The following is a 26778-nucleotide window of genomic DNA, read 5'->3' as shown; positions in this document are numbered from 1 at the left end:
AGTTCGGCAAAGCCGCGCCCTGCGTAAGCCAAACATAAACTGCCGCCCCGTACCTTCGTCCGCAAGCCTTGTTGTGCCCAATACGAGTGGACCTTGTGAGTTCGGAAGCGAGCAAATTGCAGGAATGGCGCTTGGCCTGGCTCAAGCCAATGGTGCTGCCCGCCCTGATCGGTCTGGCCGTCCTTGTGGCCGTTGGTCTGTTTGTTGACCGGCAAAGCACTTACCTTGCCGAAGAGCGCATGCGCGCGGAGGTTTTGGCGCAGGCCTCGCTGATCCGCGCCAAGCTCGAGGGTAACATCAACAGCAATATCCAGCTGGTGCGTGGACTTGTCTCCACGCTCACCACCGAGCCGGAAATGGACCAAAGGCGGTTTTCGGCCCTGGTCAGCAGTCTATTCGAGGAACACAGTCAGCTGCGCTCGGTGGCGGCAGCGCCTGACCTGGTTGTGTCGATGACCTATCCCTTTGATGGCAACGACAGGGCAATCGGACTTGATTACCGTACCAACGAGCAGCAGCGCGACAGCGTTTTGCGTGCACGCGACACAGGCAAGCTGGTGCTGGCCGGGCCGGTCGAGCTGGTGCAGGGCGGACACGGGTTCATAGGGCGCTTTCCGGTGTTCACCGACGGTCCTGCCGGAGGCACATTCTGGGGCATTGTGTCCGCGGTTGTCGATGTGGGCCGGCTTTATGCCGATTCCGGGCTTGTTGACCCGGCCTTGGGGATCGATATTTCCATTACAGGACGCGATGCCAAGGGGCATCTGGGCGAACGATTTTTCGGGCCCGACCTGACAAGGCAGAACCCGGTAACGGCCGATGTTGTGCTGCCTTCGGGCACCTGGGAAATCTCGGCCGTTCCCAAGGGGGGCTGGGTTGCCGCGCACAAGGACGCATGGATGCTGCGCCTGGCGCTGCTCGCGGCGGGTGCGCTGATCCTTTTGCCCATCATCATTACGGGGCGGCTGGTGGGTGAGCGCCAATTGCACTTTCGCGAGCTCAAGGCGCGTGAAGCGGCCCTGCACCGCCTGTCGCGCCGGCTGACGCTGGCGCTCGAAACCTCCCAGGTCGGCGTTTGGGAAATGGACCTCGTCACCCAGGAACAGATTTGGGACGACCGGATGAACGAGCTCAATGGCTATCCGGCCGATGGCAATGAACGCTGCTATGCCCATTGGGTGAATAGTTTGCATCCCGATGATCGCGAACGCGCCAAGGCCGATTTCCATGCCGGCCTTCGTCGGGGTTCCTACCGGTCCGAGTTCCGCTCGATCGCGCCTGATGGACAGATGCGCCATATCCGTTCGGTCGGCACGGTCTATACCGACGCCGACGGGCATCGCAAAATCCTGGGCGTTAATTGGGACGTCACAACCGATGTCACCAAGACCGCCGAACTCAAAGCACGGGAAACCGAGCTGGTGCAAGTGACACGGCGGCTCGAGCTGGCGCTTGAAGCATCCAAGATTGGGGTGTGGGAGCTCGATCTCGCCACGGGCCTCGAGACCTGGGATCTGCGCATGAACCAGCTCTATGGCCTACCCGAGCATGACCAGACACGCACCCATGCGCAGTGGCGCGACGCGGTTCATCCCGGTGATCTCGATCGTGCCGAGGCCGATTTCGCCCGCATGCTGCCCACGGGCCGCTATGAATCGACCTATCGCGTGCGGCTTGCCGATGGATCGGTGCGCCATATCCGCTCGGTCGGCATCAAATTCGATGAGCCCGACGCCAAGGAGCGCGTCATCGGGGTCAATTGGGACGTCACCGCCGATGTCACGCTCAACGAAGACCTGCGCCTCGCCAAGCAGGCGACCGAGGCGCACAATCGCGAGCTCGATGCTGCCCGTGTTCGTATCGAATACAATGCTCTGCATGACAGCCTGACGGGCCTTCCCAATCGCCGCTATCTCGACGAAAAGCTCAAGGCGATGGAGGCGGAAGGCTTTGGCGACCGCGGCAGCGTTGCGCTGCTCCATATCGACCTCGATCGCTTCAAGCAGATTAACGATACGATGGGCCATGCGGCAGGCGATGCCATGCTGGTTCATGCGAGCTCCGTGCTTCTGGCCAATTGCGGCTGGGAAGATTTCGTGGCGCGGATCGGGGGCGACGAATTCGTGGTGCTGACCAGCGCCAACAATGGCGACATCTACCTCGGCACGTTGGCCGAAAAGATCGTGACGCAAATGCGCCGGCCGGTGAACTATGAGGGCCATGAAGTCCGCTTTGGCGTCAGCATCGGCATTGCGGCAGAACGCGGCACGCCGATCGATTGCAAGCGCCTCTTGATCAATGCCGATATTGCACTCTACCGGGCCAAGGGACGCGGCCGCAATCGGTTCGAATTCTTCTCCGAGGCGCTACAGGCCGAAGTCGTCAAATCCAAGCGCGTGGCCGACGAGATCCTGGCCGGGCTCGAGCGCAATGAATTCATTGCCTTCTACCAGCCCCAGTTCGACGCTCATACCCATGACGTTGTGGGTGTGGAAGCGCTAGCGCGCTGGAACCATCCCCTTGAGGGCATTCGCGCGCCCTACGCTTTCCTGCCCATGGCGGAAGAGCTCAACGTGGTGTCCACCATTGACCGGCTGATCCTTGAACAGGCGCTGGGCGATCTCAAGCGCTGGCGGGCCAAGGGCCTTCAGGTGCCGCGCGCATCGGTCAACGTTTCGCTCCGGCGCCTCCATGACGAAGACCTGATCCGGGGCCTGCGCGAGCTTGAGATCGAGCCGGGGCTGATCTCGTTCGAGCTTGTTGAATCCATCTATCTCGATGAAAGCGATGCAATCGTCGGCTGGAACATCGACCAGATCAAGGAGCTTGGCATCGACGTCGAAATCGACGATTTCGGCACGGGCTATGCCTCCATCGTGTCGCTCCAGAAGCTGCGCCCCAAGCGCCTCAAGATCGACCGGCAGTTGGTTCACCCGATCCTGACCGACCAGGCACAGCGGCGCCTGCTGGTCTCGATTATCGAGATCGGCAAGTCGATGAACATCGAGGTCGTGGCCGAGGGCGTTGAAACCATGGAGCACGCGCGCATCCTGCGCGATCTCGGCTGCGACATCCTGCAAGGCTATGCCTTTGCCAAGCCCCTAAGCGCGAGGGAGCTCGAGAACCTCCTTTTCGCCCAGACCTGGCGCAAGGCTGGCTGACACCAGCAAGGTAAGGTTAACACAACGCTTTAATTGTCTCACGCAGCGGCTCATGCGAGACAGTATTCGAGCCTGGCGCATGCCTGGAACGCCCACGCGATTGCCGAACCGGCGATCACGGTTCCCACCCATTGCGTGCAAGGCTTTCCCATGCTTACCGGCAACTCTGCTTCGGCTCACCGCGTCAAACTGGCTGCGATCTGGTTTTTTCTCGCGCCCCTGATCATCATTCTTGGAACAGCAGACGCCTTGAGCGGGGGACGCACAAGGAATTGGCCGCTGGGTGAATAATCGGTTCCAGCGCTAGTGCGCCAGCGCGGTCCAGAGCAGATAGCCCAATCCGATAAACAGCGCCCAGGACAGCAGCGCCAGAACCATGATGGTGTAGGTTCGGTGCCGGCGCAGCCAATCCACCCCTTTGGGCGGATAGCCGAAGCTCAGCAAAATCTCAAACACACGATCCAAGGCCAGCACCCGATAAGCAAGTGCCGGCAATCAATCCCACTTTGACGCCCGGGTCGCTCCGGACGCGCGGGCGCGGTAAACATCGTCATAACATCCACACCGCAAATTCGATCTGTGCAGAACTCGCAGCTAGCGCAGTCCTCCCTCTCAAAAAAAGGGTGCGGGTTCTGGGTAGTAGGGGAAGGCTCGCCTCCCCCCGCGCATATTGGCTCAGGACTGCTGGGGGGCCCGGCCACTTTCCCAATGGCATTCCCGCTAAAGTGGCACCCCTGTCTAACGCTGATCCCCGCTTTTGCGGGGATGATGGGCTCGTGCGAGAAGCTCCCGCCGTTCGTTTATCCGGCCAGCGCCGCCTTTTTCGCCAGTCGATCCTTGATGCTCTGCACGTCTGCCTTGGGGGTCGCGGCGAACAGGGTCTGGGTATAGCTGTGCTGCGGATTTCCGAACACCGCCTCGCGCGTGCCATGTTCCACCACGTCGCCGAAATACATGACCATGACTTCATCGGCGATATAGCGCACCACGGAAAGGTCGTGGCTGATGAACACATAGGTCAGCCCGAACTCGTCCTGCAGATCCTTCAGCAGGTTCAGGATCTGCGCCTGGACGCTGAGGTCGAGCGCCGAAACGGGCTCGTCCAGCACGAGGAAGCTTGGATTGAGCATCAGTGCACGCGCGATAGCGATGCGCTGCCGCTGACCGCCCGAGAACATATGGGGATAGCGGTTGAAGTGTTCGGGCCCGAGCCCCACCTTGACCAACATGGCCATGGCCTTGTCGCGCCGTTCGGCCGATGACATCGACGTGTTGAGCAGCAGCGGCTCGGAGAGGACATCGCCGATCTTCTGGCGCGGGTTGAGCGAGCCATAGGGGTTCTGGAACACGATCTGCACCTTTTGGCGCATCTCGCGGGTGACGTGCTTGGCATCGACCGGCATGCCATCGATCAGGATTTCGCCCGATGTTGGCGGATCGATCAGGGTGATCATGCGCGCCAGGGTCGACTTGCCGCAACCGCTTTCGCCGACCACCGCCAGCGTCTTGCCTTTTTGCAACGTAAAGCTCACGCCCTTGACGGCGTGGTTGACCTTGGCGGGCCGGAGGAAACCGCCCGATGAGATATAGTCGCGCTTGAGGTCGCGCACTTCGAGAACAGGTGTCGCCATCGCTTAAACTCCTGGCGCCGGTTCGAAAACAAAGTCCGACACCGTCGGCAGGCGGTCACCCACGGCATTCTCCGGCAGTGCCGACAGCAGCGCCCGCGTATAATTGCTCTTTGGCGCTTCAAAGAGGGAAAGAACGTCCGCCTCTTCCATTTTGCGGCCCTTGTATTGCACGATCACGCGGTCCGCCGTTTCGGCAACCACGCCCATGTCATGGGTGATCATGATCAGCGCCATGCCGTGCTCGGCCTGGAGACGCACCAGAAGATCGAGAATCTGCTTCTGGATGGTCACGTCAAGCGCCGTGGTCGGCTCATCCGCAATCAAGAGCTTGGGGTTGCAAGCGATAGCCATGGCGATCATCACGCGCTGGCACTGCCCACCGCTCATCTGGTGCGGGAAGGCGCCAAGGCGATCGGCACCATCCTTGATGCCGACAAGGGACAGCAGTTCCACGGCACGGTCCCGCGCGGCGCGACCGGTCATCCCAAGATGCTTGGCCAGCACTTCCTCGAGCTGGAAGCCCACGGTGAAGCAGGGATTAAGGCTCGCCACTGGCTCCTGGAAGATCATGGCAATGTCCTTGCCGATGATCTTGCGCTTCTCGTCCGCTGACATCTTGAGCAGGTCGAGCCCTTCGAACTCCATCTTGTCAGCCGTCACAGTGGCGGTGGATGGAAGCAGGCCCATCACCGCCAGCATGGCCACGGACTTGCCCGAGCCCGACTCTCCCACAATGGCCAGCACTTCGCGCGCGTCCACCGACACATCGATCCCGTCCACGGCCTTGAACAGGCCAGCGGAGGTATCAAAGGAAACGGTAAGATTCTTGATATCGAGAAGAGGCATTGTCAGCTCCGCTTGAGCTTGGGATCGAGCGCATCGCGCATGCCGTCCCCGATCAGATTGATCGCCAGAACGGTGATGAGGATGGCAAGGCCGGGAAAGGTCACGACCCATGGCGCACGCAGGATGAACTCGCGTGCCGAGGCCAGCATAGTGCCCCATTCAGGGGTCGGGGGCTGTGCGCCCATGCCTAGGAACCCAAGGGCTGCTGCATCAAGGATCGCATTGGAAAAGCTCAGCGTCGCCTGCACGATCAGCGGCCCCAGGCAATTGGGCAGGATGGTCACGAGCATGAGCCGAAGATGGCTCGCGCCCGAGAGCTTGGCGGCCGTCACATATTCGCGGCTCTTTTCGGCCATCACTGCCGCACGCACCAGGCGGGCGAAGTGTGGCTGCAAGACAATGGCGATGGCCACCATGGCGTTGAACAGCCCCGGCCCAAGGATTGCCACCAGCACCAGTGCCAGCAGGAGCGAGGGAAAAGCCAGGATGATGTCCATGACGCGCATGATCATGGCGTCGACCCAGCCGCCGAAATAGCCGGCCAGCACGCCCAGGATCACGCCCACGATCAGGGCGCCGACAACAACAAAGAGGCCTATAAACAGTGAATAACGCGCGCCATGGATAAGCCGGCTCAGGATATCGCGGCCGACGGGATCGGTGCCCAGGATAAAGCGCGGATCACCCAGCGCGTCCCACATGGGCGGAACGAGCAGCGCGTCGCGATATTGCTGGTCGGGCGAATGGGGCGCGATGAGGGGCGCAAAAATGGCAACCAGCACAAGCAGGGTAAACACAACGAGGCCAAGGACAGCCCCGCGGTTGACCGAGAAATAATGCCAGAATTCACGCAGACCCGCGCTGATGTCGGTCTTGGCGGGCACGGGTGCGGGTGCAGGGGTGGCTTGGAGTTCACTCATTTACTTCACCCGGATGCGCGGATTGATGACGGCATAAAGCACATCGACGATCAGGTTCACGGCCATGACGATGAGGGCAATCAGCAGCAGGCCTGATTGCACCACGACATAATCGCGCTTGGAGATGGAGTCGATCATCCACTTGCCGATGCCCGGCCAGGAGAAGATGGTTTCGGTCAGGATCGCGCCGCCCAGCAGCAGCCCGATTTGGAGCCCGATCGTGGTGATCACGGGGATCAAGGCATTGCGCAGGGCGTGCACATTGACGACCCGCTTGGGCGACAGCCCCTTGGCGCGCGCGGTGCGGACATAGTCCTCACCCAGCACTTCGAGCATGGCCGAGCGTGTCTGGCGCGCGATCACCGCGAGCGGAATGGTGCCCAAAACGATGGCTGGCAGGATCAGATGGCGCAGCGCCGAGACGAAGGCGGCCCAATTGCCATAAAGGATCGTGTCGATCAGCATGAAGCCGGTGATAGGCCGGAGGAAAAAGGTCAGCGCAATGCGCCCCGAAACTGGTGTCCAGCCGAGATAGCCGGAAAAGAAGATGATCAGCAGCAGGCCCCACCAGAAGATGGGCATGGAATAGCCGGTCAGCGCTACGCCCATGGTCAGCTGGTCGAACCAGGAGCCGCGCTTGACGGCGGCAAAGATGCCGGCAGGGATACCGACCAGAACTGCAAACAACATGGCGACCAGCGCCAGTTCCACCGTGGCGGGGAACAGGGTCATGAACTCGGTCAGCACGGGCCGCTTGGTGGAGAGCGAGACGCCGAAATTGCCCTGGAGCACATTGCCCAGGTAATTGAAATATTGCTGCCATATGGGCAGATTATAGCCAAATTGTTCGCGCAGGATCTCGTAGCGCTCGGGCGAAACGCCGTGCTGGCCAGCCATGGCCAGGATCGGGTCGCCTGGAAGCACGCGCACAAAGAAGAAGGCGCAAAGGGAAATGCCGATCACGGTCGGCACGATCAGCGCAAGCCTGCGCAGGATGAAGTTCAGCATGAGCGGGTCTATACCCCTTGGGCCGTGGCCTGAAAACCATCGGGCCGTTCACGTTTGCTATGGTGGCAGGCTGTTCGGTGAGCGCCGCTGCTCGGCATCCCGTATTCACCCGCTCTAAAACGGGGAGCCCCGTTCCGGCTTGACCGGACCGAGGCTCCCCAGCTTGTTTATAGGCTTAAGCCTTATTCCTGGATATCCACGCCCTTGAAGGAGTGGTTGCCCAGTGGGCTCATCTTGTAGTTCAGCACGGTCTTCTTCATCGGCATGAACACACGCGAATGAGCGAGGGTCATGGCAGGCTCTTCAGCCTTGAAGATTTCCTGGGCCTTGGAATAAAGCTCGGCGCGCTTTTCCTGGTCGGACGTGGTCTTGGCTTCCTGGATCAGGGCCTCGAACTCGTCATTGCACCAGTTGGAGTAGTTCGAAACGCCAATGGCCGAGCAGGAGAACAGGGTCGCAAAGAAGTTGTCCGGATCGCCATTGTCGCCGGTCCAGCCGATCTGGAACGGACCCTTGCGGTCGGGCTGCTTGCCGCGCTCGCGGTATTCGGTCCATTCATAGGAAACGATATTGGCGTTGACGCCAACAGCGGCCCAGTCGGACTGGATCAGTTCGGCAACGCGCTGAGCGTTGGGGTTATAGGGACGCGACACGGGCATGGCCCAGAGGTCGGTCGTCAGCTCGGTCACGCCGGCTTCCTCGAGAAGGCGCTTGGCTTCCTCGGGGTTGTATTCGTCGGCGGGGATCTCGTCGTTATAGGACCACATGGTGGGCGGGATCAGGTTCTTGGCGTCTTCGCCGGCGCCCTGGTAAACCGCTTCAATGATGGCAGCCTTGTCGATCGCCATGGTCAAAGCCTTGCGGACATTGACGTTGTCGAACGGGGCTTCGGTCACGTTGTAGGAAATGTAGCCGATGTTGAGGCCTTCCTGCTCCATGACGGTGAGGTTAGGATCGTTCTGCAGCTGGGCGATATCGGCTGGTGCCGGATAGGGCATGATATCGCATTCGCCGGCGATCAGCCGCTGCGCACGCACGGACGGGTCGGTGGTGATGGCAAAGACCAGATCATCGATCGGCTGCTTGCCGTCCCAGTAATCGGCAAAGGCCTGGTAGCGGATAACGGTGTCGAGCTGGTAGTCGACGAACACGAATGGGCCGGTACCGACGGGCTGGGTCGAGAACGCAGCAAGGTTGCCTTCGGCTTCAAGCTTGTCGGCATATTCCTTGGAGACGATCGAAGCAAAGTCCATTGCCAGGTTCGCGATCATCGGCGCATTGGGCTCGGTCAAGGTGAACTTGACGGTCAGATCGTCAACGGCGGTGATGTCCTTGATGTATTTGGGCATGTCCATGCCCTGGAAATAGTCCCAGGTCATGCCTTCAAGGTAGTTGTACCAGGCGTTGTCTTCCTTCCACTGGCGCTCGAAGGTGAAGATCACGTCTTCAGCCGTGAGATCGCGCGTGGGGGTGAAGTATGGCGTGGTGTGCCACTTGACGCCGGGGCGCAGCTTGAAGGTGATCTCAAGGCCGTCCTCGGAAATTTCCCAGCTTTCGGCCAGAGCCGGAGCGACTTCGGTGCCGCCGGGCACAAACTCGACGAGGCGGTTGTAGATGGCGTGCGAGGTGGCGTCGAAGTCGTTGCCGCCGGTCAGCGGGCCGGGATCGAAGTGTGCGGGGGAAGCTTCAGAGCAATATACGAGCTGCTTGGCCTGGGCAGCGCCAGCGGCCAGCGCCACGATGGCGGTCGCTGCCAAGAGCGTTTTGGCTAATTTCATGAATGTTGTCTCCCGAATATCTTGTTTGCACCGGCTTGCCACCAGAGCTTGGGCGCCAACAAAGCCTAGAATCCTTGGGAGCGCAATGGGGGAGTTTGACCATTTGGTCAATCTGATGACAGGAGGATAAACATTCCACAGATATGGACGGATTTAAAAACTTCCGTTCGGCTCCCCTTTGCCGGCTTGACCGGTACAAGGCCTTGGTGATCCATGGTGCTATGCCGCGCTCCATTGCCACTGTCACCCTCCTTGTTGCCGACTACGACGAGGCTATTGCCTTTTACTGCAATACGCTGGGCTTTGCCTTGATCGCAGACGATGATCTGGGTGGTGGCAAACGCTGGGTGGTCGTGAGCCCCCAAGGCGGCGCACGGCTGCTCCTGGCGCGGGCTGACGGGCCGGAACAACGCGCCGCCATTGGCAATCAGGCAGCCGGGCGCGTCATGCTGTTCCTCGAAACCGATGATTTCATGGGTGACTACAGCGCTATGCTGGCCACGGGCATCGCGTTTGCGGAAGAGCCGCGGCACGAAAGCTATGGCACGGTTGCCGTGTTTAAGGACCTTTACGGAAATCTATGGGACGTCATCGAGCCACGATCCTGATCCTGGGCGCAGCCCTGCTGGCCCTTCCCGCCCATGCGCAACAGCCCGGCTGGTCCTATTCCCCGCTGCCGGGGGAAGGCGACAGGGCCGCCATGGGTTGTGGGCTCAAATCCACCCCCGAGCTCTACACCTGCGTTGCCGTGCGCTGCGAGGACGACTTTTCGACCGGCGTGCACATCCATACCAGCCGCCCACAGGGCAGCGCCGGGCGCTGGGCCATTACCGTTGACAAGGAAACCCGCTCCTTTGATGCCGAGGCCGCAGAGCCTTATGGCGCACGGCTCATCGGCGATTTTTCCTGGGTACTCCACAATCTGCAGCACGGCGCCGTCGCCTATCTCGAACCCGAGGATGGCTCGCCCATGCCAGACAATCACATCGCGCTGGACGGCTCGCTCTACGCCATCAACCGGGCGCTCGCCTATTGTGCGCCGCGCGTGCCGGTCGAACCGATTGCCGATCCAGACGTTTCCCCCTCCCACACCAATCTGGAGAAGCCCAATGGACCGTCGCCCGCTCGGACGCAGTGAACTCGTGATTGAACCCCTGGTCCTGGGGGGCAATGTGTTTGGCTGGACCGTGGACGAAAAGCAGGGCTTTGAAATCCTCGATGCGTTTGTCGAGGCGGGTTTCACCGCCATCGACACGGCCGAGGGTTATCCCAATTGGGTGCCCGGCAATCCGCCCGGCATGAGCGAAACTATTATTGGCAAGTGGATGAAGGAGCGCGGCAATCGCGCTGATGTTCACATCTTCACCAAGGTCAACTCGGCCAACAAGCCGGGTGGGCTCAAGGCCGATGCCGTCAAGCAAGGCTTCGAGGAGTCCCTCAAGCGCCTCCAGACCGATTATGTCGATCTTTACTTCAGCCACTGGCCCGATCCCGAGGCCAGCCACGAGGAAACTCTTGGCGCCATGGACACGCTCGTGCGCTCGGGCCGGGTGCGGGTGATCGGGGCGTCCAACTACACGGCCGAGATGGTGCGCGACGCACAGGAAACTGCCGTGATCAAATCCCTGCAGCGCTATGAAGTTCTGCAGCCGCGCTTCAATCTTTATGACCGCGCCGAGTTCGACGCCTTGCGCGACACGGTGCTCGAAAATGAGATCGGCACCATTGTTTATTATAGTCTTGCCTCGGGGTTCCTGACCGGAAAATACCGCAGCAAAGCCGATTTCGGCCAGTCACCGCGTGGCGGTGGGGTGGAGCGCTACCTGGATGCCAAGGGCGAGAAGATCCTTGCCGCACTCGACAAAGTTGCCGCCAATAATGACGCGACGCCCGCCGAAGTGTCCCTTGCCTGGCTCGTCGCCCAACCCGGCGTCAGCGCCCCCATCGCCTCGGCCACTTCGGTGGAACAGGTCAAAAGCCTTGCCAAGGGCGTACGGCTCAAGCTCAGCGACGAGGATCTGCAGACGCTGACGGAGGCGGGGAAGTAAGAACCGGCGCGCCGAACGTCTCGCTCGCCTTCATGGGTGGGATATGGAGCAGCGGGATGAAGGTTTACCCCACTGAACCCGTCACACCCCCCAATCGTCACCCTCGGCCTTGAGCCGAGGGCTCTGCACTTCCTGCAATCGCCAAGTAAAGTACCCTCGGGTCAAGCCCGAGGGTGACGATCCGGGGTGATGTAGGCCTTGGGAAGCTCCGCTTGGGCCAAGCCCCAGGATGCCCGCTCGCGTTCAGCCTACCATTCAAACTCCGGCCCATTTTCCCGCGCACCCATCAGGAATACATCGCTCATCAGCCGCATGGGCGCTTTATCCACATCGCTTTCGCCGCGCTCCAGGAGCCCCGCGAAATGCTCGTACATGGCCGCATATTCCCCATCCCCATGCTTGAGGATCAGCTCGTCATTGACGCTAAGGCTGCGCCCGCCGCCCTCGAGCTTGATGATGTCGCCCGTGCCGGTTTCAAAGCGGATGGTCCAGATTTCCCCGCTTTCTTCCAGCCAGTTGAACCCGGCCGAGAGTTCCGGCTTGCCGATCTGGCCCGATTTGAACTCGATTTCCACATCGACCGGCGTTTGCCGGTTGGCGGGGAAGGTCAGCTTGGCGCTTTGGACGAACACGGGAAAGGGCATGACCTTGGTGAAGATCGAAAGGGCATTGATGCCCGGATCACACACGCCGAACCCGCCGGGCTCCCAGACCCAATCTTGCCCCGGGTGCCATTTGCGCACGCTTTCGCGCCAGTCGATCCGCGCGGACTTCACGCCATCCTTGGCCAAAATATCGCGCGTCCTGTCGACGGCGGCGTTATATTGCGAGTGCCAGGTCTGGTAGAGAACCCGATCAAGTCTCCTTGCATGGTCAACAAGATCATCGAGCTCGGAAATAGTGGTGGTAGGCGGCTTTTCCATCATCACGTCCTTGCCGGCGTCGAGCGCCTCGCGGACATATTGGTGGCGAATGCCGGGCGGGGTGCAGATGGACACGAGGTCGATCTCGGGCATGGCAGCATAAAGTTCGCCCGGCGTCTTGAAGACGGGAACGCCATTGTGGCCAAGCCCACGCGTTGAAACAGTGGCGCCGAGCTCGAAATCCTCGGATGCATCGATCACCGGCAGATGCTGGTCCTGTGCGATCTTGCCCACACCGATAATGGCGATCTTGCGTTTGGCCATGCTTGGCTCCTCCCCGAAACGAGGGCGTATAAAACAGACGGTGCCCCAATCTGCCAAGCCCAAATTGTATGATTTATTCTAGCGCACGATAATGGCGCGGAAGTCGTTCACATTGGTGCCGGTGGGGCCGGTGACCAGCAAATCCCCGATTGCTTCAAACGCCCCATAGGCGTCATTCGCACCGAGCGCCGCCAGCGGGTCGATCCCAGCCTTGCGCAGCCTTGTGGCCGTCTGGCCATCGGCAAAGGCTCCGGCATTGTTTTCCGAGCCGTCAATGCCGTCCGTGTCGGCGGCCAGGGCCGAAATGCCTTCCAGCCCGTCAATAGCGATGGCGAGTGCCAGCAGGAACTCCCCATTGCGCCCGCCCCGGCCCTTGCCGCGCAGCGTCACCGTGGTTTCCCCGCCCGAAAGCAGCACGGCGGGCTTGCGGAACGGCCGATTGCGCATGGCCACTTCGCGCGCCAGCGCCGCATGGACCTGCCCCACGTCCCGGGCTTCGCCTTCCACGGAGTCCGAAAGGATCGCGGCTTCAAGCCCCGCCTCCCGCGCCAATTTTGCCGCAGCGTCCAGCGACAGGGCCGCCGAGGCGATGGTCCGGACGCTGTTCCCGCGGAACACCGCATCATCGGGCGTTGGCGCCAGATTATCCTCGCCGACGAGCAGGGCATGGGCGTGCGGCGGCAGGTTGAGCCGATAGAGCGTTGCGTATTTGCGCGCCAGTTCGCGCGACCCACCGAGGGGAATGGTGGGGCCCGACGCCACCAGCGCCGGATCATCTCCCGGCACATCCGATACCACAAGCGTTGCAACCCTTGCCGGAGCGCATTGCGCCGCGAGCCTTCCGCCCTTGATGGTCGAGAATTGATTGCGAAGCAGGTTCATGACGCCGATCGGCGCACCCGAGGCCAGAAGCGCCCGATTGATCGCCTGCTCGTCGTCAAAGGTGAGCCCCGGCGCCGGTGCCGGCAACAGCGCTGAACCACCCCCCGAAATTAGCGCGATCACCAGATCGTCCGCGCTGAGCCCCGATACCATTTCCATCATCCGCCGCGCGGCCAGAAACCCCGCTTCATCGGGCACGGGATGGGCGGCTTCCACGATCTCGATGTGCTCGCAAGTTTCGCCATAACCATAGCGTGTCACCACAAGCCCGGTGAGCGGCCCGGCCCAGGCCTCTTCCAGCGCCCGCGCCATTTGCGCCGAAGCCTTGCCGGCGCCGATCACGATCGTGCGCCCCTTGGGCTTGCCGGGCAGGTGCTGGCGAACGGCCAAGGCTGGCTGGGCTTGCGCCACGGCTGCGTGAAACATCTTTTCGAGCAGGTCGCGGTCCATGCATTCTCCCGGCTTGCGATTCTGTGTTTGCAGCGTTAGCCAGCATTGAAGCCGCCCCGGTGTCAAACCATCGACACACCCAAGGGCTAGCGGCAGGCGCCAAGGAGTTCCGATGACAGAACGATTCGCCATCTATTTCGCCCCATCCGCCAGCAGCAATCTGTGGGAAAGGGCTGCGACCTGGCTGGGGCGCGATCCGAGCAATGGCGAATTGTTGAGCGGCACGGTGGCCGGGATCGATCGCGACCGGCTTCTCAATCTCACCCAGTCGGCCAATCGCTACGGCTTTCACGCCACGCTCAAGGCTCCCATGGCACTGGCGGAAGGCACTTCGGAAGCCGAGCTGCGCGAGGCGCTCACCCAATTTTCCGGCCAGCACGAGCCCATCGATCTGGGCAAGCCGCGCCTCGCCTCGCTTGGTGGTTTTCTCGCGCTTCTTGTGGACGATAATGAGCGCCTTCAGGATTTTGCCGCCCATGTGGTGGAACAGTTCGACCCCTTTCGCGCGCCCATGAGCATGAAGGATCGCGAAGCGCGGATCGGCAAGGGGCTCTCCGAGCGGCAGATCGAACTGCTTGATGGTTATGGCTATCCTTATGTCTTTGAAGAGTTCCGCTTCCACATGACCCTGACCGACAAGCTGGCTGACGAGGACCTCGCCGAGATCACCCAGGCGGCGCAGACCTGGTTCACCCCGGTTCTCGAAGAGCCCCTGGTGCTCGATCGCCTGTCCCTTTTCCATGAAGCGGACACAGGAAAGCCCTTCCGCCGCATTGCCGATTTCAAGCTGGGCCGCGCCTCATGAGCCCAGTTGCGTTCCGCAATGCCCGCATCGTCCTGCGCGACGAGGTCATAACGGGCAGCGTCCTGGCCCAGGATGGCATGATCACTGCAATCGAGCCCGGAACCTCGACCCAGGGCGAGGATTTCGGAGGCGATTTCCTGATCCCCGGCCTTGTGGAACTGCATACCGACCAGCTGGAGGGCCATTATCGCCCCCGCCCTGGCGTCTTCTGGAACCCACTTGCCGCCCTTCACGCCCATGACGCGCAGATTGCAGCCTCGGGCATCACCACCGTATTTGACGCCGTTCGCATCGGCTCGGATCCCGACACGCCCAACATGGCTGTCCATGTCGACAAGCTCACCGGCGCCATAGCCGAGGGCAGCGCGGGCGGGTGGCTCAGGGCCGAGCATTTCGTGCATCTGCGCTGCGAATTGCCCGCCCATGACGTCATCGGCCAGTTCGACACCTATGCCGTCCAGCCGCTGGTGAAACTGGCCTCCATGATGGACCACACGCCCGGCCAGCGGCAGTTTCGCTCGCTTGAAGCCTACCGGCGCTTCTACAAGACCGGTCGCACCGAAGAAGAACTCGAGCGCTATATCAGCGATCGCCTGGGCGATCAGGCGCGCTATTCCCAGCCCCACCGCGCCCATATCGTGCGGCGCGCGCAGGAGCTTGGCCTGGCGCTTGCCAGCCACGACGATTCCACCATTGAGCAGGTGGACGAATCGGTGCGCGACAAGGTCGCCATTGCCGAATTCCCGACGACGCTTGAAGCCGCCGCCGCCGCCCATGATGCGGGCCTTGCCATCCTCATGGGCGCTCCCAATGTGGTGCGCGGCAAATCCCATTCGGGCAATATTTCGGCCACCGACCTTGTCCGGGCAGGGCTGCTCGACATCCTGAGCTCCGATTACGTGCCCTATGCGCTGCTGCAAGCAGCCTTTGCCATGCCGGCTCGAATCGAGGAGATTGCCTTGCCGGCAGCCTTGGCGACCGTGTCGATCAATCCTGCGGAGGCCGCGGGCCTTCATGACCGGGGCGAGATCGCCATTGGCAAGCGGGCCGATCTGGTCCGGGTCAGCATGGTAGAGGATTTGCCCGTGGTGCGCGGCGTGTGGCGGCAGGGAAAAAGGGTCAGCTGATTGCTAAGCCGTCCACTGGGATCATTGGTGCTGGTGGTAGGCCCCTCCGGGGTCGGCAAGGACACGCTGATCGGTGGCGCCCGGCAGGCCCTTGCCAATGACAAGCGCTTCACCTTTGTGCGCCGCATCGTCACGCGCCCCGCCGCCCTGGATGTGGAAGACCATGACAGCATGGACCTCCAGGCGTTCCGCGAAAACGAGGCCGCTGGCCGCTTCGCCTTGGCCTGGGACGCCCATGAGCTGCGCTACGCCTTGCCGATCAGCGTCGATACCGATCTTGCGCTGGGCCGGGTCGTCGTTGCCAATGTTTCGCGCCATGTGGTGGCCGAGGCCTGCCGCAAATATCCATCCTGCGCCGTGATCCTGATCACCGCCGAAATCTCGTGCCGCGCCGAGCGCCTGCGCAAGCGGGGCCGGGAAAATGCCGATCAGATCACCTCCCGGCTTGCGCGCGAGAGTGCCGCCGTCCCTTCCGGGATTGAGCCCATCATCATCGATAATTCGGGCTCGCTCGCCATTGGCGTCACCGCCTTTGTCATGGCCCTGCGCGCCATTGCCGCCCAGGATTGAACCGCCTTTGCGTGCGGGCGTTCTCCCCAAACAAAAGCAGCAAAGGATGATCAAGCAATGACGATCGTGGATGGCCCCAATGCCCGCCTTGTCAGCATAGCGGATGCCGTAAGCCGGGAATTGCAGCGGCAAGGCATAGAAGGCGCCGACGTGGAGGCCATTGCCGAGGCCGTCCAGAATGCCATGGCCGAGCCCGCGCCACCCGCCGAAGGCAAGCGGCCGCAGGATCTCAATTCCACCAATGACGACTAGAAAAGCCTGGGGTGAGCGAGGCCTGGGCGCCTCGCCCCTTTATGCCGCGCCAGTTCCGTGGTCGCGAACGGCTTGCGAGGCAGCAAGGTGAGCCTTTTCAATTGATGGGAAGTGCTGCCCATCAATGGCAAAGGCCGGCAGCTTGACCGCAAGGAACCGGAAGCCTTCGGCATGGGGCACGACCACGCCCTGTGGCTCGCCCCCCACCTCGATCACGATGGGCCTCTGGGCCTTGGCCCGGCTGATATTGTTTTCCTGCATTTGTGGAATCTCCACTTGCGCGTCAGGACGGCTATGGCGACAGGCATGGAATGCTCTGTCGGGCCGACAACGCTGGGGTTTTATCGAAACTTGAAGACGATGGTGTGACGGTGGTCACATTCGTTTGTTGCGACAAATCCCTTGCCAGCGTTTGCTGACGGGCTTGTGGGTACGTACGAGCGTGCAACTTGCATGGATGGTGAATGGGATAGATGATGTCATCTTCATTCCTTTCCTGCTGGTTGACGATCAGAAACATCGGCAGTTGGCGATGTAGAGGCAAGATAGGCGCGTTCGTGGCTGATTGCTAGCGCTGCAAACAACAAGATGCGCGAAAAAAAGAAAAAACCATACTCAACTTTGGGATCATTCCGTTAAGCGCCGGGCCCATCTTCCTGCCACGCGGGAGCCCTGAGGAGCCTCGGTGCTTGTTTTTGAGGCCACAATCTGGTGATGTCCTCTTTAAACAAGCGCCCTGGAACAGATCGGGGTGGAGGGGAATAGTGACAGTGTCCGAGGATCTGCCCGGAAGCACGGGCAAGCGCGGCATCAAGCCATCCGGCAAGCCGACGCTGAAGACCATTGCGCAGATGACCGGCCTCAACGTGACCACGATCTCACGTGCGCTCAACAATGCGCCCGAGCTTTCCCAGGACACGCGCGACCGTGTCCAGAAGATTGCCGCCGAAATCGGCTATTCGCCCGATCGCGCCGCCCTGCGCCTCAAGACGGGCCGCACCAATGTGGTTTCCCTTGTGCTCGAGCCCGACGAGCAGATCTATGGCTTTGGCACGTCCATCGTGGCGGGTCTGACCGAGGCCATGCGCGACACGGCCTACCATCTCGTGATCACGCCCCTGTTCCGCAATGTGTCGCCCATGGAGCCGATCCGGCACATTGTGCGCAATCGCATGGCGGATGGCGTGATCTTTTCCAAGGCGGAAAGCTTTGACGAACGTATCCGCTTCCTGCTCGACAACAATTTCCCCTTTGTGAGCCATGGGCGCAGCCGCTGGCCCGAGGCGCATCCGTTCGTCGATTTCGACAACGAGGCTTATGCCTATGGCGCGGTCCGGCGCCTCGCGCAAAAAGGCTGCAAAAAGGTTTCCATCGTCCTGCCCGAAAGTGCGCTGACCTATACCGACCATCTCAAGAACGGCATGGCGCGGGCTGCATCGGAAGCAGGCATCGCCCATGAATTTGCCGGAGATGTAACGCTCCAAAGCCCGACCGATGCGATCCGCAATTACGTGATCAAGCGCTCCAAGCGCCCGGACGGGCCCGATGGCTGGGTCTGTGCGTCCGAAGTTTCGGCCCTGGCCGTGATCGGCGGGCTCAACGAGGCCGGCAGGCCGGTAGGCATTTCATCCCATGTGATCAGCAAGCAAGCGAGCCCCATGTTTGCCCAGTTCAAGACGGGGGCGGAAACCGTGCCCGAGGATTTCGTGGACGCGGGCCGGCAGATGGGACGCCTCTTGATGGCGCGCATTGGCGGGGCGGAACCGGCTGGGCTGCAGCATTTGGCCCAGCCCCAGTTCACCTGGCAGGACGGGCAAGACTAGCCCTCGATTTCCTCGCGCAGCATTTCGAGTTCCAGCCACTGCTCCTCGGCCGCCGCCCGCTTGGCCTCGGCTGCCATCAGGGCCTTCGACTTGCGCGCAAAACCATCCGGGTCCTTGCTGTAAAGATCGCCCTGAGCCAGTTCCGCATTGATCTGGCGGATCTCGGCTTCGAGCTTTTCGATCTCCTTGGGCAGCGTTTCAAGGGCGTGCTTTTCCTTGAATGACATCTTGCGCTTGGGCTGAGATGCCGGCGCGGCAATCGGGGCCATCGTCGTCTTGCCGGGGCGATGGGCCTTGGCAGCGGCGCGGGCCTGCACGCCCTCTCCGCGCTGGATCACCATGTCGGAATAGCCACCGGCATATTCGGTCCACTCGCCATTGCCCTCGGCGATGATGATCGAGGTCGCGACACGATCCAGGAAGTCACGGTCGTGGCTGACCACAATCACCGTGCCGGCATATTCGGACACCATCTCCTCGAGCAGGTCGAGCGTTTCAAGATCAAGATCGTTGGTCGGCTCGTCCAGCACCAGGAAGTTGGATGGCAAGGACAAGGCACGCGCCAGGGCCACACGGGCCCGCTCGCCACCCGATAGCTTGCCGATGGGGGTATTGGCCTGTTCGGGGTTGAACAGGAAGTCCTTCATGTAGCCAACCACATGCTTGGGCTGGCCGTTGATCTGGAGCGTATCGGAGCCGCCCCCGGTCAGGGCTTCCTTGAGGCGCGTTTCGGGGTGCAATTTGGCTCGACCCTGGTCGAGCATGGCCAATTCCAGTGCCGAGCCGAGCTTGACCGTGCCAGTGTCAGGCGCGAGTGTTCCCGTCAGCATCTTGATCAGCGTCGTCTTGCCCGCACCATTGGGCCCCACAATGCCGATCCGGTCGCCGCGCAGGACGCGGGTCGAGAAATCCTCCACGATCACCCGATCGCCGAAGCGCTTGGAGATATTTTCCGCTTCCACCACCAGCGCGCCGGAAGTACGGCCTTCGGAAACCTGCATGTTGACCGAGCCGGTGACGCGGCGCTGCTCGCGCCGGTCCTGGCGCAGATTGGCCAGTCGCTCCATGCGACCCACATTGCGCTTGCGCCGGGCGGTCACGCCATAGCGCACCCAATGCTCCTCGCGCACGATCTGGCGGTCGAGCTTGTGCCGGTCGCGCTCTTCTTCCTCGAGCACCTGGTCGCGCCAGGCTTCAAAGGCACCAAAGCCCTTGTCGAGGCGGCGGGTCACACCGCGGTCGAGCCAGACGGTGGAACGCGTGAGGTCGGACAGGAAGCGGCGATCGTGGCTGATCAGCACCATGGCCGAGCGCAGGGAATCCAGTTCGGACTGCAGCCATTCGATCACGGGGAGATCAAGGTGGTTGGTGGGCTCGTCCAGGAGCAGAATATCGGGCTTGGGCGCCAGCACCCGCGCCAGCGCGGCACGCCGTCCCTCGCCGCCCGAAAGCTTCTTGGGGTCTTCGGTGCCGTTAAGGCCAAGCGAGCTCAGCAGATATTGCGCGCGATATTCGTCATCGCCGGGCCCAAGCCCTGCCTCCACATATTCCAGTGTCGTTGCATAGGCCGAAAGATCGGGCTCCTGCGGCAGGTAGCGCAGCGTGGCGCTGGGCTCAACGAACCGCAGGCCGGCATCATAAGCCACTTCGCCCGAGGCGATCTTGAGCAGGGTCGATTTGCCCGAGCCATTGCGGCCCACCAGCGCAATGCGCTGGCCGGGTGACACGATCAGTTCGGCCCCCTCGAGCAGGCGCGTGCCGCCAAAGGTGAGCTGGATATTTTGAAGCGTAAGAAGAGGAGCTGCAGCCATGGGCGCGGATAAATCACAGGCAAGGGACAAAGAAAAGGCGAGTGGGGGCATGAAGGCCCCTACCCGCCCGGATGGCTCGAAAAGAAACGCCCTTTAGTGCAGCGGCTCCATTACCGCTTCCAGGGTCGAAAGGCCCAGACGATCGCGAATCGAGCGCTTCTTGCTGGCAAGATCGGCGATGGTGTAGCTCGCCAGCACTTCAAAGAATGCACCCAGCGCCTCGCGCAGGGCCCCGTTGAGATCGCATTCCCCGATCAGCGGGCAATCGGCGCCATCTTCGAAGCATTCGGCGAGGGCGAAATTTTCTTCCGTGAGCCGGATGGTGTCGAGCAGCGTGATGTCTTCGGCCGCCTTGCCCAGCTTGATGCCGCCATGGCGGCCGCGCACCGTCGCCAGCAGGCCGTTTTCCACCAGCGGCTTGATCAGCTTGAACAGAAAAAGCTCGGAAATATTGTAGGCCTTGGCAATATCGGCGACCCGGCTCAGGCCCGGCTCATTGACCGCGCAATAAACCAGTGTGCGGATGGCATAGTTCGATTGGCGGGTCAGTCTCACTTGGGTGGCCTTGTCGCTGCAGCACGGGGGCAAACGGCGGCGTCAGCGCCGTTCGGTTGACCGCCAAATTATAATCATTCTAAGAAATGTCAAACATAAGCTGAACCGCGCGTTCAACTTTGAGCGAGAGCTGCTCTGGACTCTGTGTTAATCTCTTCTTATCACTTGAGGCTTGCATGGGGGCACGCAAGATGAGCAACACAATCACACGCGCAGGGCTAACAGAAGTCGCAGCAGCAAAAACCGGTTTGAGCAAGGCGGACATTTCGGCCATCGCCGATTCCATGTTCGCGCTGATGGGCGCCGCCCTGATGGCCGGCGAAAACGTCAAGCTCACGGGCTTTGGGTCCTTGCAGGTCCGCGCCCGCGCCGAGCGCATCGGCCGCAATCCGCGCACCGGCAGCGAGCACACGATTTCCCCGCGCCATACCGTGGTGTTCACCCCCGGGGCCCAGCTGCGCAAGAGCCTTGAGCCCCTGACGCAGATGCGTGCCGCCCAAATGGCCGAAAATCCCGCGAGCGCACCCACCGCGCCCTAGGCGCAAAGCAATAGGCAGCGAGCTCTAGCCCGCCTTGTTCCGCAGGCGGGAAGCCTCGGCCTGCGCCCGCTTTTGCCGCTTGCGCTCCTGCGCCAGCGCCGCAGCCTCATCACCCAGATGCGCCAGGCCGCGCTGCTTGGCCAGATCCATCTGCCGCTGCCGTTCGGCCGCTGCCGCGTGCTTGTCGGCTTCCCCGGCGCAATAGGGGCAAGAGACGCCTTCGTGGAACGCTGGATCAGCGCGATCCGCTGCCGTCAGCGGATGGCGGCAGGCCCGGCAGAGCGTCGCATCGCCCTCCACCAGCCCGTGTCCCACCGACACGCGCTCGTCGAACACAAAGCATTCCCCGGCAAAGCGGCTTTCGCTTTCCGGCACCGTCTCGAGATATTTAAGGATCCCCCCCTTGAGGTGGAACACTTCCTCGAACCCCTTGCTCAGGAGGTACGAGGACGCCTTTTCGCAGCGGATCCCCCCGGTGCAGAACATGGCGACCTTCCGGTCCCGCTGAGGGTCGAGGTTTGCTTCCACATAGTCCTTGAACTCGGTGAACGTCTTTGTCGCCGGATCCAGCGCCCGCTGGAAGGTCCCCAGCCCCACTTCGTAATCGTTGCGCGTATCGACGAGCACCACGTCATTGCGCTCGATCAGCGCATTCCAGTCCTCCGGCTCGACATAGGTCCCCACCTGCTTGGCCGGGTTAGCCTCGGGCGCGCGCAAGGTCACGATCTCGCTTTTGAGCCGCACCTTCATGCGGAGGAACGGCATGGTTTCAGCCGTGGAATATTTTACCTCCGCCCCAGCGAGCCGCTCGCCGAACAGGGCGCCGCCAAACAGCTCCGCCGCCAGTGCATCGATCGCCTCAGCCGTGCCCGCAACTGTGCCATTGATGCCCTCGGGCGCCAGGATCAGCGTGCCCTTGATCCCCTTGGCGCAGCACAGCTTGGCCAGCGCCGGCTGGATCAGCTCGGCATCGGGCAGATCGGCAAATTTATAGATCGCCATGACCTTGTATGGCTCTTTGGCTTGGGGCAGATTGGGGGTCATAACATCACGCAGTCGGGTCATTGGCCTCGGCTCATATCATTTGCCGCCCCTGCGGCCAAATCGAGAAATCGTTGGAGGATGCCATGACCTATCGGGCCGATACGTCACGCTATGACACCATGCAATATCGCCGCTCCGGCCGCTCGGGACTCAAGCTCCCCGTGATCAGCCTGGGCCTGTGGCAGAATTTCGGCGGCACGCGCGATTATCCTTCCGCCATGGAAATCCTGGGCCATGCCTTCGACAATGGCATCACCCATTTCGACCTCGCCAACAATTACGGCCCGCCAGCCGGCTCCTCCGAAGAGCTGTTCGGGCAGGTCATGGCCCGCGATTTCCGCCCCTATCGCGACGAGCTCATCATCTCCACCAAGGCCGGCTACAATATGTGGCCGGGTCCCTATGGGGAGTTCGGCAGCCGGAAATACCTTCTGGCGAGCCTTGACCAGTCGCTCCGGCGCATGGGGCTCGACTATGTCGACATCTTTTACTCCCACCGCTTTGACCCCGAAACTCCGCTCGAGGAAACCATGGGTGCGCTCGCCCATGCCGTGCGGCAGGGGAAGGCATTATATGTAGGCATTTCCTCCTACCCCGAAAAGGAAACGCGCGAGGCCTACCGCCTTCTGAAGGAAATGGGCGTCGCCACCACGATCCATCAACCCAGCTATTCCATGATCAACCGCTGGATCGAAAACGACCGCACCATCGATGCGTGTGGCGAGCTTGGCATCGGCGTCATCGCCTTTTCGCCCCTCGCGCAGGGCGTGCTGTCCGGCAAATACAACACCGGCAAGACGCAAGGCACGCGCGGGGAAAACCCGAACGGCTCGCTGCGCGCCAGCCATATCGAGCCACGTGTCCTTGAAGCTGTCGATAAAGTCGGCGAGATCGCCCGTGCCCGTGGGCAATCCATGGTGCAACTGGCCCTCTCCTGGGTGCTGCGCCGTCCCGAGATGACGTCGGCGCTGATCGGCGTGCGTAATCTCGACCAGCTCAAGGACAATCTGGGCGTCCTCAACAATCTCGATCTGACGCCCGAAGAAATCCTCGCCATCAACGAAGCTACCGCCGGCGGCCAGATGGACCTCCAGCCCCGCCCCCAGGGCTGGCTGCGGTAAGGCTCGGCCACCGGTGTGCCCTCCCCCTCCCAGGGGGAGGTTGGGTGGGGGTCCGAGAGCCCCGATGCCAGCTCAACCAACCCCCACCTTGATCCTCCCCCTCACGAGGGGGAGGTGTCGACTGAGGCATCGGACCCACGCAAGAGCCTATCCCTCCGCTTCCTTTAAGGCCTCCTTAGAAGCCAAAAACCCCAGCAACTCCCGCGCCGCAGCGCTCCCCGCCCGGTTCGCCCCGATGGTGGATGCCGACGGCCCATAACCCACCAGGTGAATACGCGGATCACGCGCCACCTGCGTCGCGAGCCGCCCCGTCATGGTGATCCCGCCCGAAGGCTGGCGCAGCCCAAGTGGCGCGAGGTGATCGAGCGCCGAGCGGAACCCGGTGCACCACAGGATCACATCGACCTCGAGCGCCCGCCCATCGCTCCAGCGCACACCCTCGGCTGCAATGCTCTCGAACATGGGCTGCCGCTCCAGCACGCCGCGCTCGCGCATGGCCTCAATGGCGGGCGTCACCGGCAGCCCCGTGACCGACACCACCGAGCGCGGCGGCAATCCCGCGCGCACCCGTTCCTCCACCATGGCGACTGCTGCCCGGCCCGCTTCCTCATCGAACGGTCCCTCGCGAAAGCGCGGTGGTGTGCGCGTGACCCAAGAGGTGCGCGTCACCTGCGATATTTCGTCGAGCAGCTGAACAGCGGAAATCCCGCCCCCCACCACCAAGACGTGCCTGCCCCGGAACTGGTCGGCCGTCTGATAATCACGCGTGTGCAATTGCTGGCCCAAAAAGCTCGCTGCACCAGGATAATCCGGAATATACGGCCGCTCCCAGGTGCCGGTGGCATTGATCAGCCCGCGCACGCTGAACAAACCGCGATCGGATTCCACCCGCAGCCGCTCGCCCCGGTCGCTCACCAGGCGGACATTGGCCGGGCGCAAGACCTTGAGCCCGAAATGCTGCTCATAAGCCTCGAAATAATGGGGCACCGCTACCGAAGCGCGGACGCTCGCATCGCCGCCAGCATTCTCGGCAAAGCTCATGCCGGGGAGATCATGCACGCGGTTTACGGTGGACAACGTCAGTGACGGCCAACGATATTGCCAGGCGCCCCCGGGCTTTGGCGCGCCATCGAGCACCAGGAAATCCTCGCCCGGCTCAAGACCCGCGCGCTTGAGATGATAGGCCGCGCTCAGCCCCGCCTGCCCCGCGCCGATCACCGCTATGTCGAGCTTGAGCGCGACGCGTGCCTTGCCAATGTCCGCCATGTCAGTCCCGTTTCACCCAAGGCATGTAGGTGAGCCCGCGGCGGCGAACAAGTGAGGCTGTCGCCACCGGCACGACGCAACTTCTCGGCGCCAAGGGGCGTTTTGCCGCCAACAAGGAGACTATAATGGCGCATGTAACCTATGACGTCGTCCAGCATGATGGCGGCTTCGCCTACAAGGTCGGTGACGTTTTTTCCGAAACCTACCCCACCCACGAAGCCGCCCACGAAGCCGCCGTCGCCGCAGCCGAGCGCCAGCGCCTCGCCGGCGAAACCGACGCTATCCTTTACCAGGACGCCGACGGCAAATGGCACGAAGAGCTCGCCGACGGCGGCGATCGGCCCGATACCGATGTGGAAGACCATCTCGATGACGAGTCCGACGAAGCCGGCAAGGTTGAAGCCCATCCAACCTGAGTGCGGCCACGATGCACCCCCTCACCCTTGCGGAGAGGGCCAAGGTGGGGGTCGGTGCTGTCATTGAGCGCGGCGCCTAGCGCACCCGATGGCCTTAGCGCCATGCCCCAGAGGCCTCATGGTGAGCCTGTCGAACCACGAGGCCGCCCGAGTGGAGCCCGTGCCACGACCTCGTGGTTCGACAAGCTCACCATGAGGTCTACTGATATTCCAGCCCAAGCCTTGGCAGGCGAGCAAAGAACCAGCCCGCATACGCGATGTCACCCTCCCCCTTGCGGGGAGGGCCAGGGTGGGGGTGCTGAGTGTATGTCGAACCCTAAGCTCTGGTGCGAGCTGCAGACGCAGCTCCCCCACCCTTGATCCCTCCCCGCAAGGGGTAGGGTGTCGACTGCAGATTCTGTGCCTTCTACCAGCCTAGCCCCACCCCCGGCCTGAGCCGGAATCCATCCTGAGGTGCTGGGGGAAGCAGCGAACTAGCCAGGGATCGCCACCCCTTCGGCATCAAACAGATGCACGCGTGCCGGATCGATAAACGCCTGCACGGTCGACCCCAGCTCGAACCGCCGCTGCCCTTCGAGCACAATGGTCAGCGCCTGCCCGTCGCTCGTCGTGGCATAAACCACGGTCTGCCCACCCAGGCTTTCCACCAGATCCACCCGCACATCGGCGAGCTTGGTGCCGCTGCCATCGGCGATGCTGATGTGCTCCGGGCGGATGCCCAGCGTCACCGCGCCGGCCATGTTGCGCGGCAGCGTCAATGTACCGCCCGCCACCTGCAACCCCCCACCCGCTGGCGCGGCCTTCAAGAAATTCATCTTGGGCGAGCCGATGAAGCCCGCGACAAAGAGGTTGCGCGGATTGTTGTAGAGCTCCAGCGGCGCGCCAGCCTGCTCGATGACGCCTAGGCGCAGCACCACGATCTTGTCGGCCATGGTCATGGCCTCCACCTGGTCGTGTGTCACATAGATCATGGTGTTACCCAAATCGTTGTGGAGCTTCGCGATCTCCACGCGCATCTGCACGCGCAGCTCGGCGTCAAGGTTGGACAGCGGCTCGTCGAACAGGAAGATCTTGGGCTCGCGCACGATGGCGCGCCCGATGGCGACGCGCTGCCGCTGCCCGCCCGAAAGCTGCTTGGGCTTGCGCTGCAGCAGCGGCACAATCTGCAGGATCTCGGCCGCGCGCTGCACGCGGACCTTGATCTCGTCCTTGGGCACTTTCGCCGTTTCCAGCCCGAATGCCAAATTCTGGTAGACGTTCATGTGCGGGTAAAGCGCATAGCTCTGGAACACCATGGCAATGCCACGGCGTGCCGCTGGCACTTCGTTCATGCGCTGCCCGTCGATCAGCAGATCGCCGCCCGAAATCGGCTCGAGCCCAGCAATCATGCGCAGAAGCGTCGATTTCCCGCACCCCGACGGCCCCACAAAGACGGTGAAATCACCGGGGTCGATGGTGAGGTCGATGCCGTGAATCACCTCCACGTCGCCATAGGCTTTGACAATCTTGCGCAGCTCGATCGGTGTGGCCATGAACTC

Annotated in this window: 26 protein-coding genes; 12 read left to right on the top strand and 14 right to left on the bottom strand. The window is 62.1% G+C overall.

Annotated features, from left to right (window positions below):
• The first annotated feature begins 95 nt into the window (after positions 1-95).
• Positions 96-3161, top strand: a complete 3066-nt coding sequence (locus tag DDE77_RS15815; RefSeq protein ID WP_157959883.1) for a bifunctional diguanylate cyclase/phosphodiesterase — start codon at positions 96-98, stop codon at positions 3159-3161.
• A 303-nt stretch (positions 3162-3464) separates the two neighbouring features.
• Here the strand turns inward: DDE77_RS15815 and DDE77_RS15810 are convergent, their stop codons facing one another.
• The 6 genes from DDE77_RS15810 to DDE77_RS15785 form a co-directional block, all read right to left on the bottom strand.
• On the bottom strand, positions 3465-3656 hold the full coding sequence (locus DDE77_RS15810) for a hypothetical protein (protein WP_108398451.1): 192 nt from the start codon (positions 3654-3656) through the stop codon (positions 3465-3467).
• Positions 3657-3961: 305 nt separating this feature from the next.
• The gene (locus DDE77_RS15805; RefSeq protein WP_108398450.1) at positions 3962-4792 is read right to left on the bottom strand and encodes an ABC transporter ATP-binding protein; all 831 of its coding nucleotides are present in this window, start codon (positions 4790-4792) and stop codon (positions 3962-3964) included.
• Positions 4793-4795: 3 nt separating this feature from the next.
• Positions 4796-5638 (bottom strand): ABC transporter ATP-binding protein, encoded by an 843-nt coding sequence (locus tag DDE77_RS15800; RefSeq protein ID WP_108398449.1) that lies wholly within the window; start codon positions 5636-5638, stop codon positions 4796-4798.
• A 2-nt stretch (positions 5639-5640) separates the two neighbouring features.
• Complete coding sequence (locus DDE77_RS15795; protein ID WP_108398448.1) at positions 5641-6558, bottom strand: ABC transporter permease subunit; 918 nt, start codon at positions 6556-6558, stop codon at positions 5641-5643.
• On the bottom strand, positions 6559-7566 hold the full coding sequence (locus DDE77_RS15790; protein WP_108398447.1) for an ABC transporter permease subunit: 1008 nt from the start codon (positions 7564-7566) through the stop codon (positions 6559-6561).
• 182 nt (positions 7567-7748) lie between these two features.
• Positions 7749-9344, bottom strand: a complete 1596-nt coding sequence (locus DDE77_RS15785; protein ID WP_108398446.1) for an ABC transporter substrate-binding protein — start codon at positions 9342-9344, stop codon at positions 7749-7751.
• A 221-nt stretch (positions 9345-9565) separates the two neighbouring features.
• On the opposite strand from DDE77_RS15785, the gene DDE77_RS15780 reads away from it, so the two are divergent.
• From DDE77_RS15780 to DDE77_RS15770, 3 genes are read left to right on the top strand one after another with little or no spacing between them, the layout of a single operon-like run.
• A complete protein-coding gene (locus tag DDE77_RS15780) occupies positions 9566-9952 on the top strand; it encodes a VOC family protein (protein ID WP_108398475.1) in 387 nt (128 codons plus the stop codon).
• Positions 9925-10482 carry a hypothetical protein gene (locus tag DDE77_RS15775; protein WP_108398445.1) on the top strand — a complete coding sequence of 186 codons (558 nt, stop codon included), beginning with the start codon at positions 9925-9927 and terminating at the stop codon, positions 10480-10482. Before DDE77_RS15780 ends, DDE77_RS15775 begins: the two co-directional genes overlap by 28 nt.
• A complete protein-coding gene (locus tag DDE77_RS15770; protein ID WP_108398444.1) occupies positions 10454-11392 on the top strand; it encodes an aldo/keto reductase in 939 nt (312 codons plus the stop codon). Before DDE77_RS15775 ends, DDE77_RS15770 begins: the two co-directional genes overlap by 29 nt.
• A 248-nt stretch (positions 11393-11640) precedes the next feature.
• On the opposite strand, the gene DDE77_RS15765 is transcribed toward DDE77_RS15770, so the two are convergent.
• Both DDE77_RS15765 and DDE77_RS15760 read right to left on the bottom strand, forming a co-directional pair.
• On the bottom strand, positions 11641-12579 hold the full coding sequence (locus DDE77_RS15765; RefSeq protein ID WP_108398443.1) for a Gfo/Idh/MocA family protein: 939 nt from the start codon (positions 12577-12579) through the stop codon (positions 11641-11643).
• A gap of 78 nt (positions 12580-12657) precedes the next feature.
• The gene (locus DDE77_RS15760) at positions 12658-13911 is read right to left on the bottom strand and encodes a glycerate kinase type-2 family protein (protein WP_108398442.1); all 1254 of its coding nucleotides are present in this window, start codon (positions 13909-13911) and stop codon (positions 12658-12660) included.
• Between the two features lie 112 nt (positions 13912-14023).
• Between DDE77_RS15760 and DDE77_RS15755 the strand changes: the two genes are divergently transcribed.
• Genes DDE77_RS15755 through DDE77_RS15740 form a run of 4 tightly spaced genes read left to right on the top strand, consistent with a single transcriptional unit; the run spans position 14024 to position 16665 of the window.
• Positions 14024-14716, top strand: coding sequence for a DUF1045 domain-containing protein (locus tag DDE77_RS15755; protein WP_108398441.1), 693 nt, complete (start codon positions 14024-14026; stop codon positions 14714-14716).
• Complete coding sequence (locus tag DDE77_RS15750) at positions 14713-15843, top strand: alpha-D-ribose 1-methylphosphonate 5-triphosphate diphosphatase (protein WP_108398440.1); 1131 nt, start codon at positions 14713-14715, stop codon at positions 15841-15843. Before DDE77_RS15755 ends, DDE77_RS15750 begins: the two co-directional genes overlap by 4 nt.
• Complete coding sequence (gene phnN, locus DDE77_RS15745; RefSeq protein ID WP_108398439.1) at positions 15844-16413, top strand: phosphonate metabolism protein/1,5-bisphosphokinase (PRPP-forming) PhnN; 570 nt, start codon at positions 15844-15846, stop codon at positions 16411-16413.
• A 57-nt stretch (positions 16414-16470) separates the two neighbouring features.
• Positions 16471-16665: a hypothetical protein gene (locus DDE77_RS15740; RefSeq protein WP_108398438.1), complete on the top strand. Its 195-nt coding sequence runs from the start codon at positions 16471-16473 to the stop codon at positions 16663-16665.
• 39 nt (positions 16666-16704) lie between these two features.
• On the opposite strand, the gene DDE77_RS15735 is transcribed toward DDE77_RS15740, so the two are convergent.
• Positions 16705-16926, bottom strand: a complete 222-nt coding sequence (locus DDE77_RS15735) for a hypothetical protein (protein ID WP_108398437.1) — start codon at positions 16924-16926, stop codon at positions 16705-16707.
• Positions 16927-17429: 503 nt separating this feature from the next.
• On the opposite strand from DDE77_RS15735, the gene DDE77_RS15730 reads away from it, so the two are divergent.
• A complete protein-coding gene (locus DDE77_RS15730) occupies positions 17430-18488 on the top strand; it encodes a LacI family transcriptional regulator (protein WP_245895321.1) in 1059 nt (352 codons plus the stop codon).
• Here the strand turns inward: DDE77_RS15730 and DDE77_RS15725 are convergent.
• Both DDE77_RS15725 and rirA read right to left on the bottom strand, forming a co-directional pair.
• Positions 18485-20299, bottom strand: a complete 1815-nt coding sequence (locus tag DDE77_RS15725; RefSeq protein WP_108398436.1) for an ABC-F family ATP-binding cassette domain-containing protein — start codon at positions 20297-20299, stop codon at positions 18485-18487. The two genes, DDE77_RS15730 and DDE77_RS15725, sit on opposite strands and share 4 nt — an antisense overlap.
• A 93-nt stretch (positions 20300-20392) precedes the next feature.
• On the bottom strand, positions 20393-20854 hold the full coding sequence (rirA, locus tag DDE77_RS15720; RefSeq protein ID WP_108398435.1) for an iron-responsive transcriptional regulator RirA: 462 nt from the start codon (positions 20852-20854) through the stop codon (positions 20393-20395).
• A 191-nt stretch (positions 20855-21045) separates the two neighbouring features.
• Here rirA and DDE77_RS15715 point away from each other — a divergent pair, with 191 nt between their 5' ends.
• A complete protein-coding gene (locus DDE77_RS15715; RefSeq protein WP_157959882.1) occupies positions 21046-21393 on the top strand; it encodes an integration host factor subunit alpha in 348 nt (115 codons plus the stop codon).
• A 24-nt stretch (positions 21394-21417) separates the two neighbouring features.
• Here DDE77_RS15715 and trhO read toward each other — a convergent pair whose 3' ends face one another.
• Positions 21418-22437, bottom strand: coding sequence for an oxygen-dependent tRNA uridine(34) hydroxylase TrhO (trhO, locus tag DDE77_RS15710; RefSeq protein WP_108398473.1), 1020 nt, complete (start codon positions 22435-22437; stop codon positions 21418-21420).
• Between the two features lie 83 nt (positions 22438-22520).
• Between trhO and DDE77_RS15705 the strand changes: the two genes are divergently transcribed.
• Complete coding sequence (locus DDE77_RS15705; RefSeq protein WP_108398472.1) at positions 22521-23558, top strand: aldo/keto reductase; 1038 nt, start codon at positions 22521-22523, stop codon at positions 23556-23558.
• A 147-nt stretch (positions 23559-23705) separates the two neighbouring features.
• On the opposite strand, the gene DDE77_RS15700 is transcribed toward DDE77_RS15705, so the two are convergent.
• The gene (locus DDE77_RS15700; protein ID WP_108398433.1) at positions 23706-24824 is read right to left on the bottom strand and encodes an NAD(P)-binding domain-containing protein; all 1119 of its coding nucleotides are present in this window, start codon (positions 24822-24824) and stop codon (positions 23706-23708) included.
• A 125-nt stretch (positions 24825-24949) separates the two neighbouring features.
• Between DDE77_RS15700 and DDE77_RS15695 the strand changes: the two genes are divergently transcribed.
• On the top strand, positions 24950-25240 hold the full coding sequence (locus DDE77_RS15695; protein WP_108398471.1) for a DUF2188 domain-containing protein: 291 nt from the start codon (positions 24950-24952) through the stop codon (positions 25238-25240).
• A gap of 473 nt (positions 25241-25713) precedes the next feature.
• Here the strand turns inward: DDE77_RS15695 and DDE77_RS15690 are convergent, their stop codons facing one another.
• Positions 25714-26772 carry an ABC transporter ATP-binding protein gene (locus DDE77_RS15690; RefSeq protein ID WP_108398432.1) on the bottom strand — a complete coding sequence of 353 codons (1059 nt, stop codon included), beginning with the start codon at positions 26770-26772 and terminating at the stop codon, positions 25714-25716.
• Positions 26773-26778 lie beyond the last annotated feature (6 nt).

The sequence above is a fragment of the Devosia submarina genome (genome assembly GCF_003056345.1).
GTDB lineage: Bacteria > Pseudomonadota > Alphaproteobacteria > Rhizobiales > Devosiaceae > Devosia > Devosia submarina.
The sequence above is the reverse complement of the archived record's forward strand: the minus strand, read 5'-3'. Positions and strand labels throughout refer to the sequence as shown.

Bases quoted from the DNA above. Each gene is read 5' to 3' on its own strand.
- DDE77_RS15805 (WP_108398450.1), bottom strand. From the start codon at position 4,792: ATGGCGACACCTGTTCTCGAAGTGCGCGACCTCAAGCGCGACTATATC.
- DDE77_RS15800 (WP_108398449.1), bottom strand. From the start codon at position 5,638: ATGCCTCTTCTCGATATCAAGAATCTTACCGTTTCCTTTGATACCTCC.
- DDE77_RS15795 (WP_108398448.1), bottom strand. From the start codon at position 6,558: ATGAGTGAACTCCAAGCCACCCCTGCACCCGCACCCGTGCCCGCCAAG.
- DDE77_RS15790 (WP_108398447.1), bottom strand. From the start codon at position 7,566: ATGCTGAACTTCATCCTGCGCAGGCTTGCGCTGATCGTGCCGACCGTG.
- DDE77_RS15785 (WP_108398446.1), bottom strand. From the start codon at position 9,344: ATGAAATTAGCCAAAACGCTCTTGGCAGCGACCGCCATCGTGGCGCTG.
- DDE77_RS15780 (WP_108398475.1), top strand. From the start codon at position 9,566: ATGCCGCGCTCCATTGCCACTGTCACCCTCCTTGTTGCCGACTACGAC.
- DDE77_RS15775 (WP_108398445.1), top strand. From the start codon at position 9,925: ATGGGACGTCATCGAGCCACGATCCTGATCCTGGGCGCAGCCCTGCTG.
- DDE77_RS15770 (WP_108398444.1), top strand. From the start codon at position 10,454: ATGGACCGTCGCCCGCTCGGACGCAGTGAACTCGTGATTGAACCCCTG.
- DDE77_RS15765 (WP_108398443.1), bottom strand. From the start codon at position 12,579: ATGGCCAAACGCAAGATCGCCATTATCGGTGTGGGCAAGATCGCACAG.
- DDE77_RS15760 (WP_108398442.1), bottom strand. From the start codon at position 13,911: ATGGACCGCGACCTGCTCGAAAAGATGTTTCACGCAGCCGTGGCGCAA.
- DDE77_RS15755 (WP_108398441.1), top strand. From the start codon at position 14,024: ATGACAGAACGATTCGCCATCTATTTCGCCCCATCCGCCAGCAGCAAT.
- DDE77_RS15750 (WP_108398440.1), top strand. From the start codon at position 14,713: ATGAGCCCAGTTGCGTTCCGCAATGCCCGCATCGTCCTGCGCGACGAG.
- DDE77_RS15740 (WP_108398438.1), top strand. From the start codon at position 16,471: ATGACGATCGTGGATGGCCCCAATGCCCGCCTTGTCAGCATAGCGGAT.
- DDE77_RS15735 (WP_108398437.1), bottom strand. From the start codon at position 16,926: ATGCAGGAAAACAATATCAGCCGGGCCAAGGCCCAGAGGCCCATCGTG.
- DDE77_RS15725 (WP_108398436.1), bottom strand. From the start codon at position 20,299: ATGGCTGCAGCTCCTCTTCTTACGCTTCAAAATATCCAGCTCACCTTT.
- DDE77_RS15715 (WP_157959882.1), top strand. From the start codon at position 21,046: ATGAGCAACACAATCACACGCGCAGGGCTAACAGAAGTCGCAGCAGCA.
- trhO (WP_108398473.1), bottom strand. From the start codon at position 22,437: ATGACCCCCAATCTGCCCCAAGCCAAAGAGCCATACAAGGTCATGGCG.
- DDE77_RS15705 (WP_108398472.1), top strand. From the start codon at position 22,521: ATGACCTATCGGGCCGATACGTCACGCTATGACACCATGCAATATCGC.
- DDE77_RS15700 (WP_108398433.1), bottom strand. From the start codon at position 24,824: ATGGCGGACATTGGCAAGGCACGCGTCGCGCTCAAGCTCGACATAGCG.
- DDE77_RS15695 (WP_108398471.1), top strand. From the start codon at position 24,950: ATGGCGCATGTAACCTATGACGTCGTCCAGCATGATGGCGGCTTCGCC.
- DDE77_RS15690 (WP_108398432.1), bottom strand. From the start codon at position 26,772: ATGGCCACACCGATCGAGCTGCGCAAGATTGTCAAAGCCTATGGCGAC.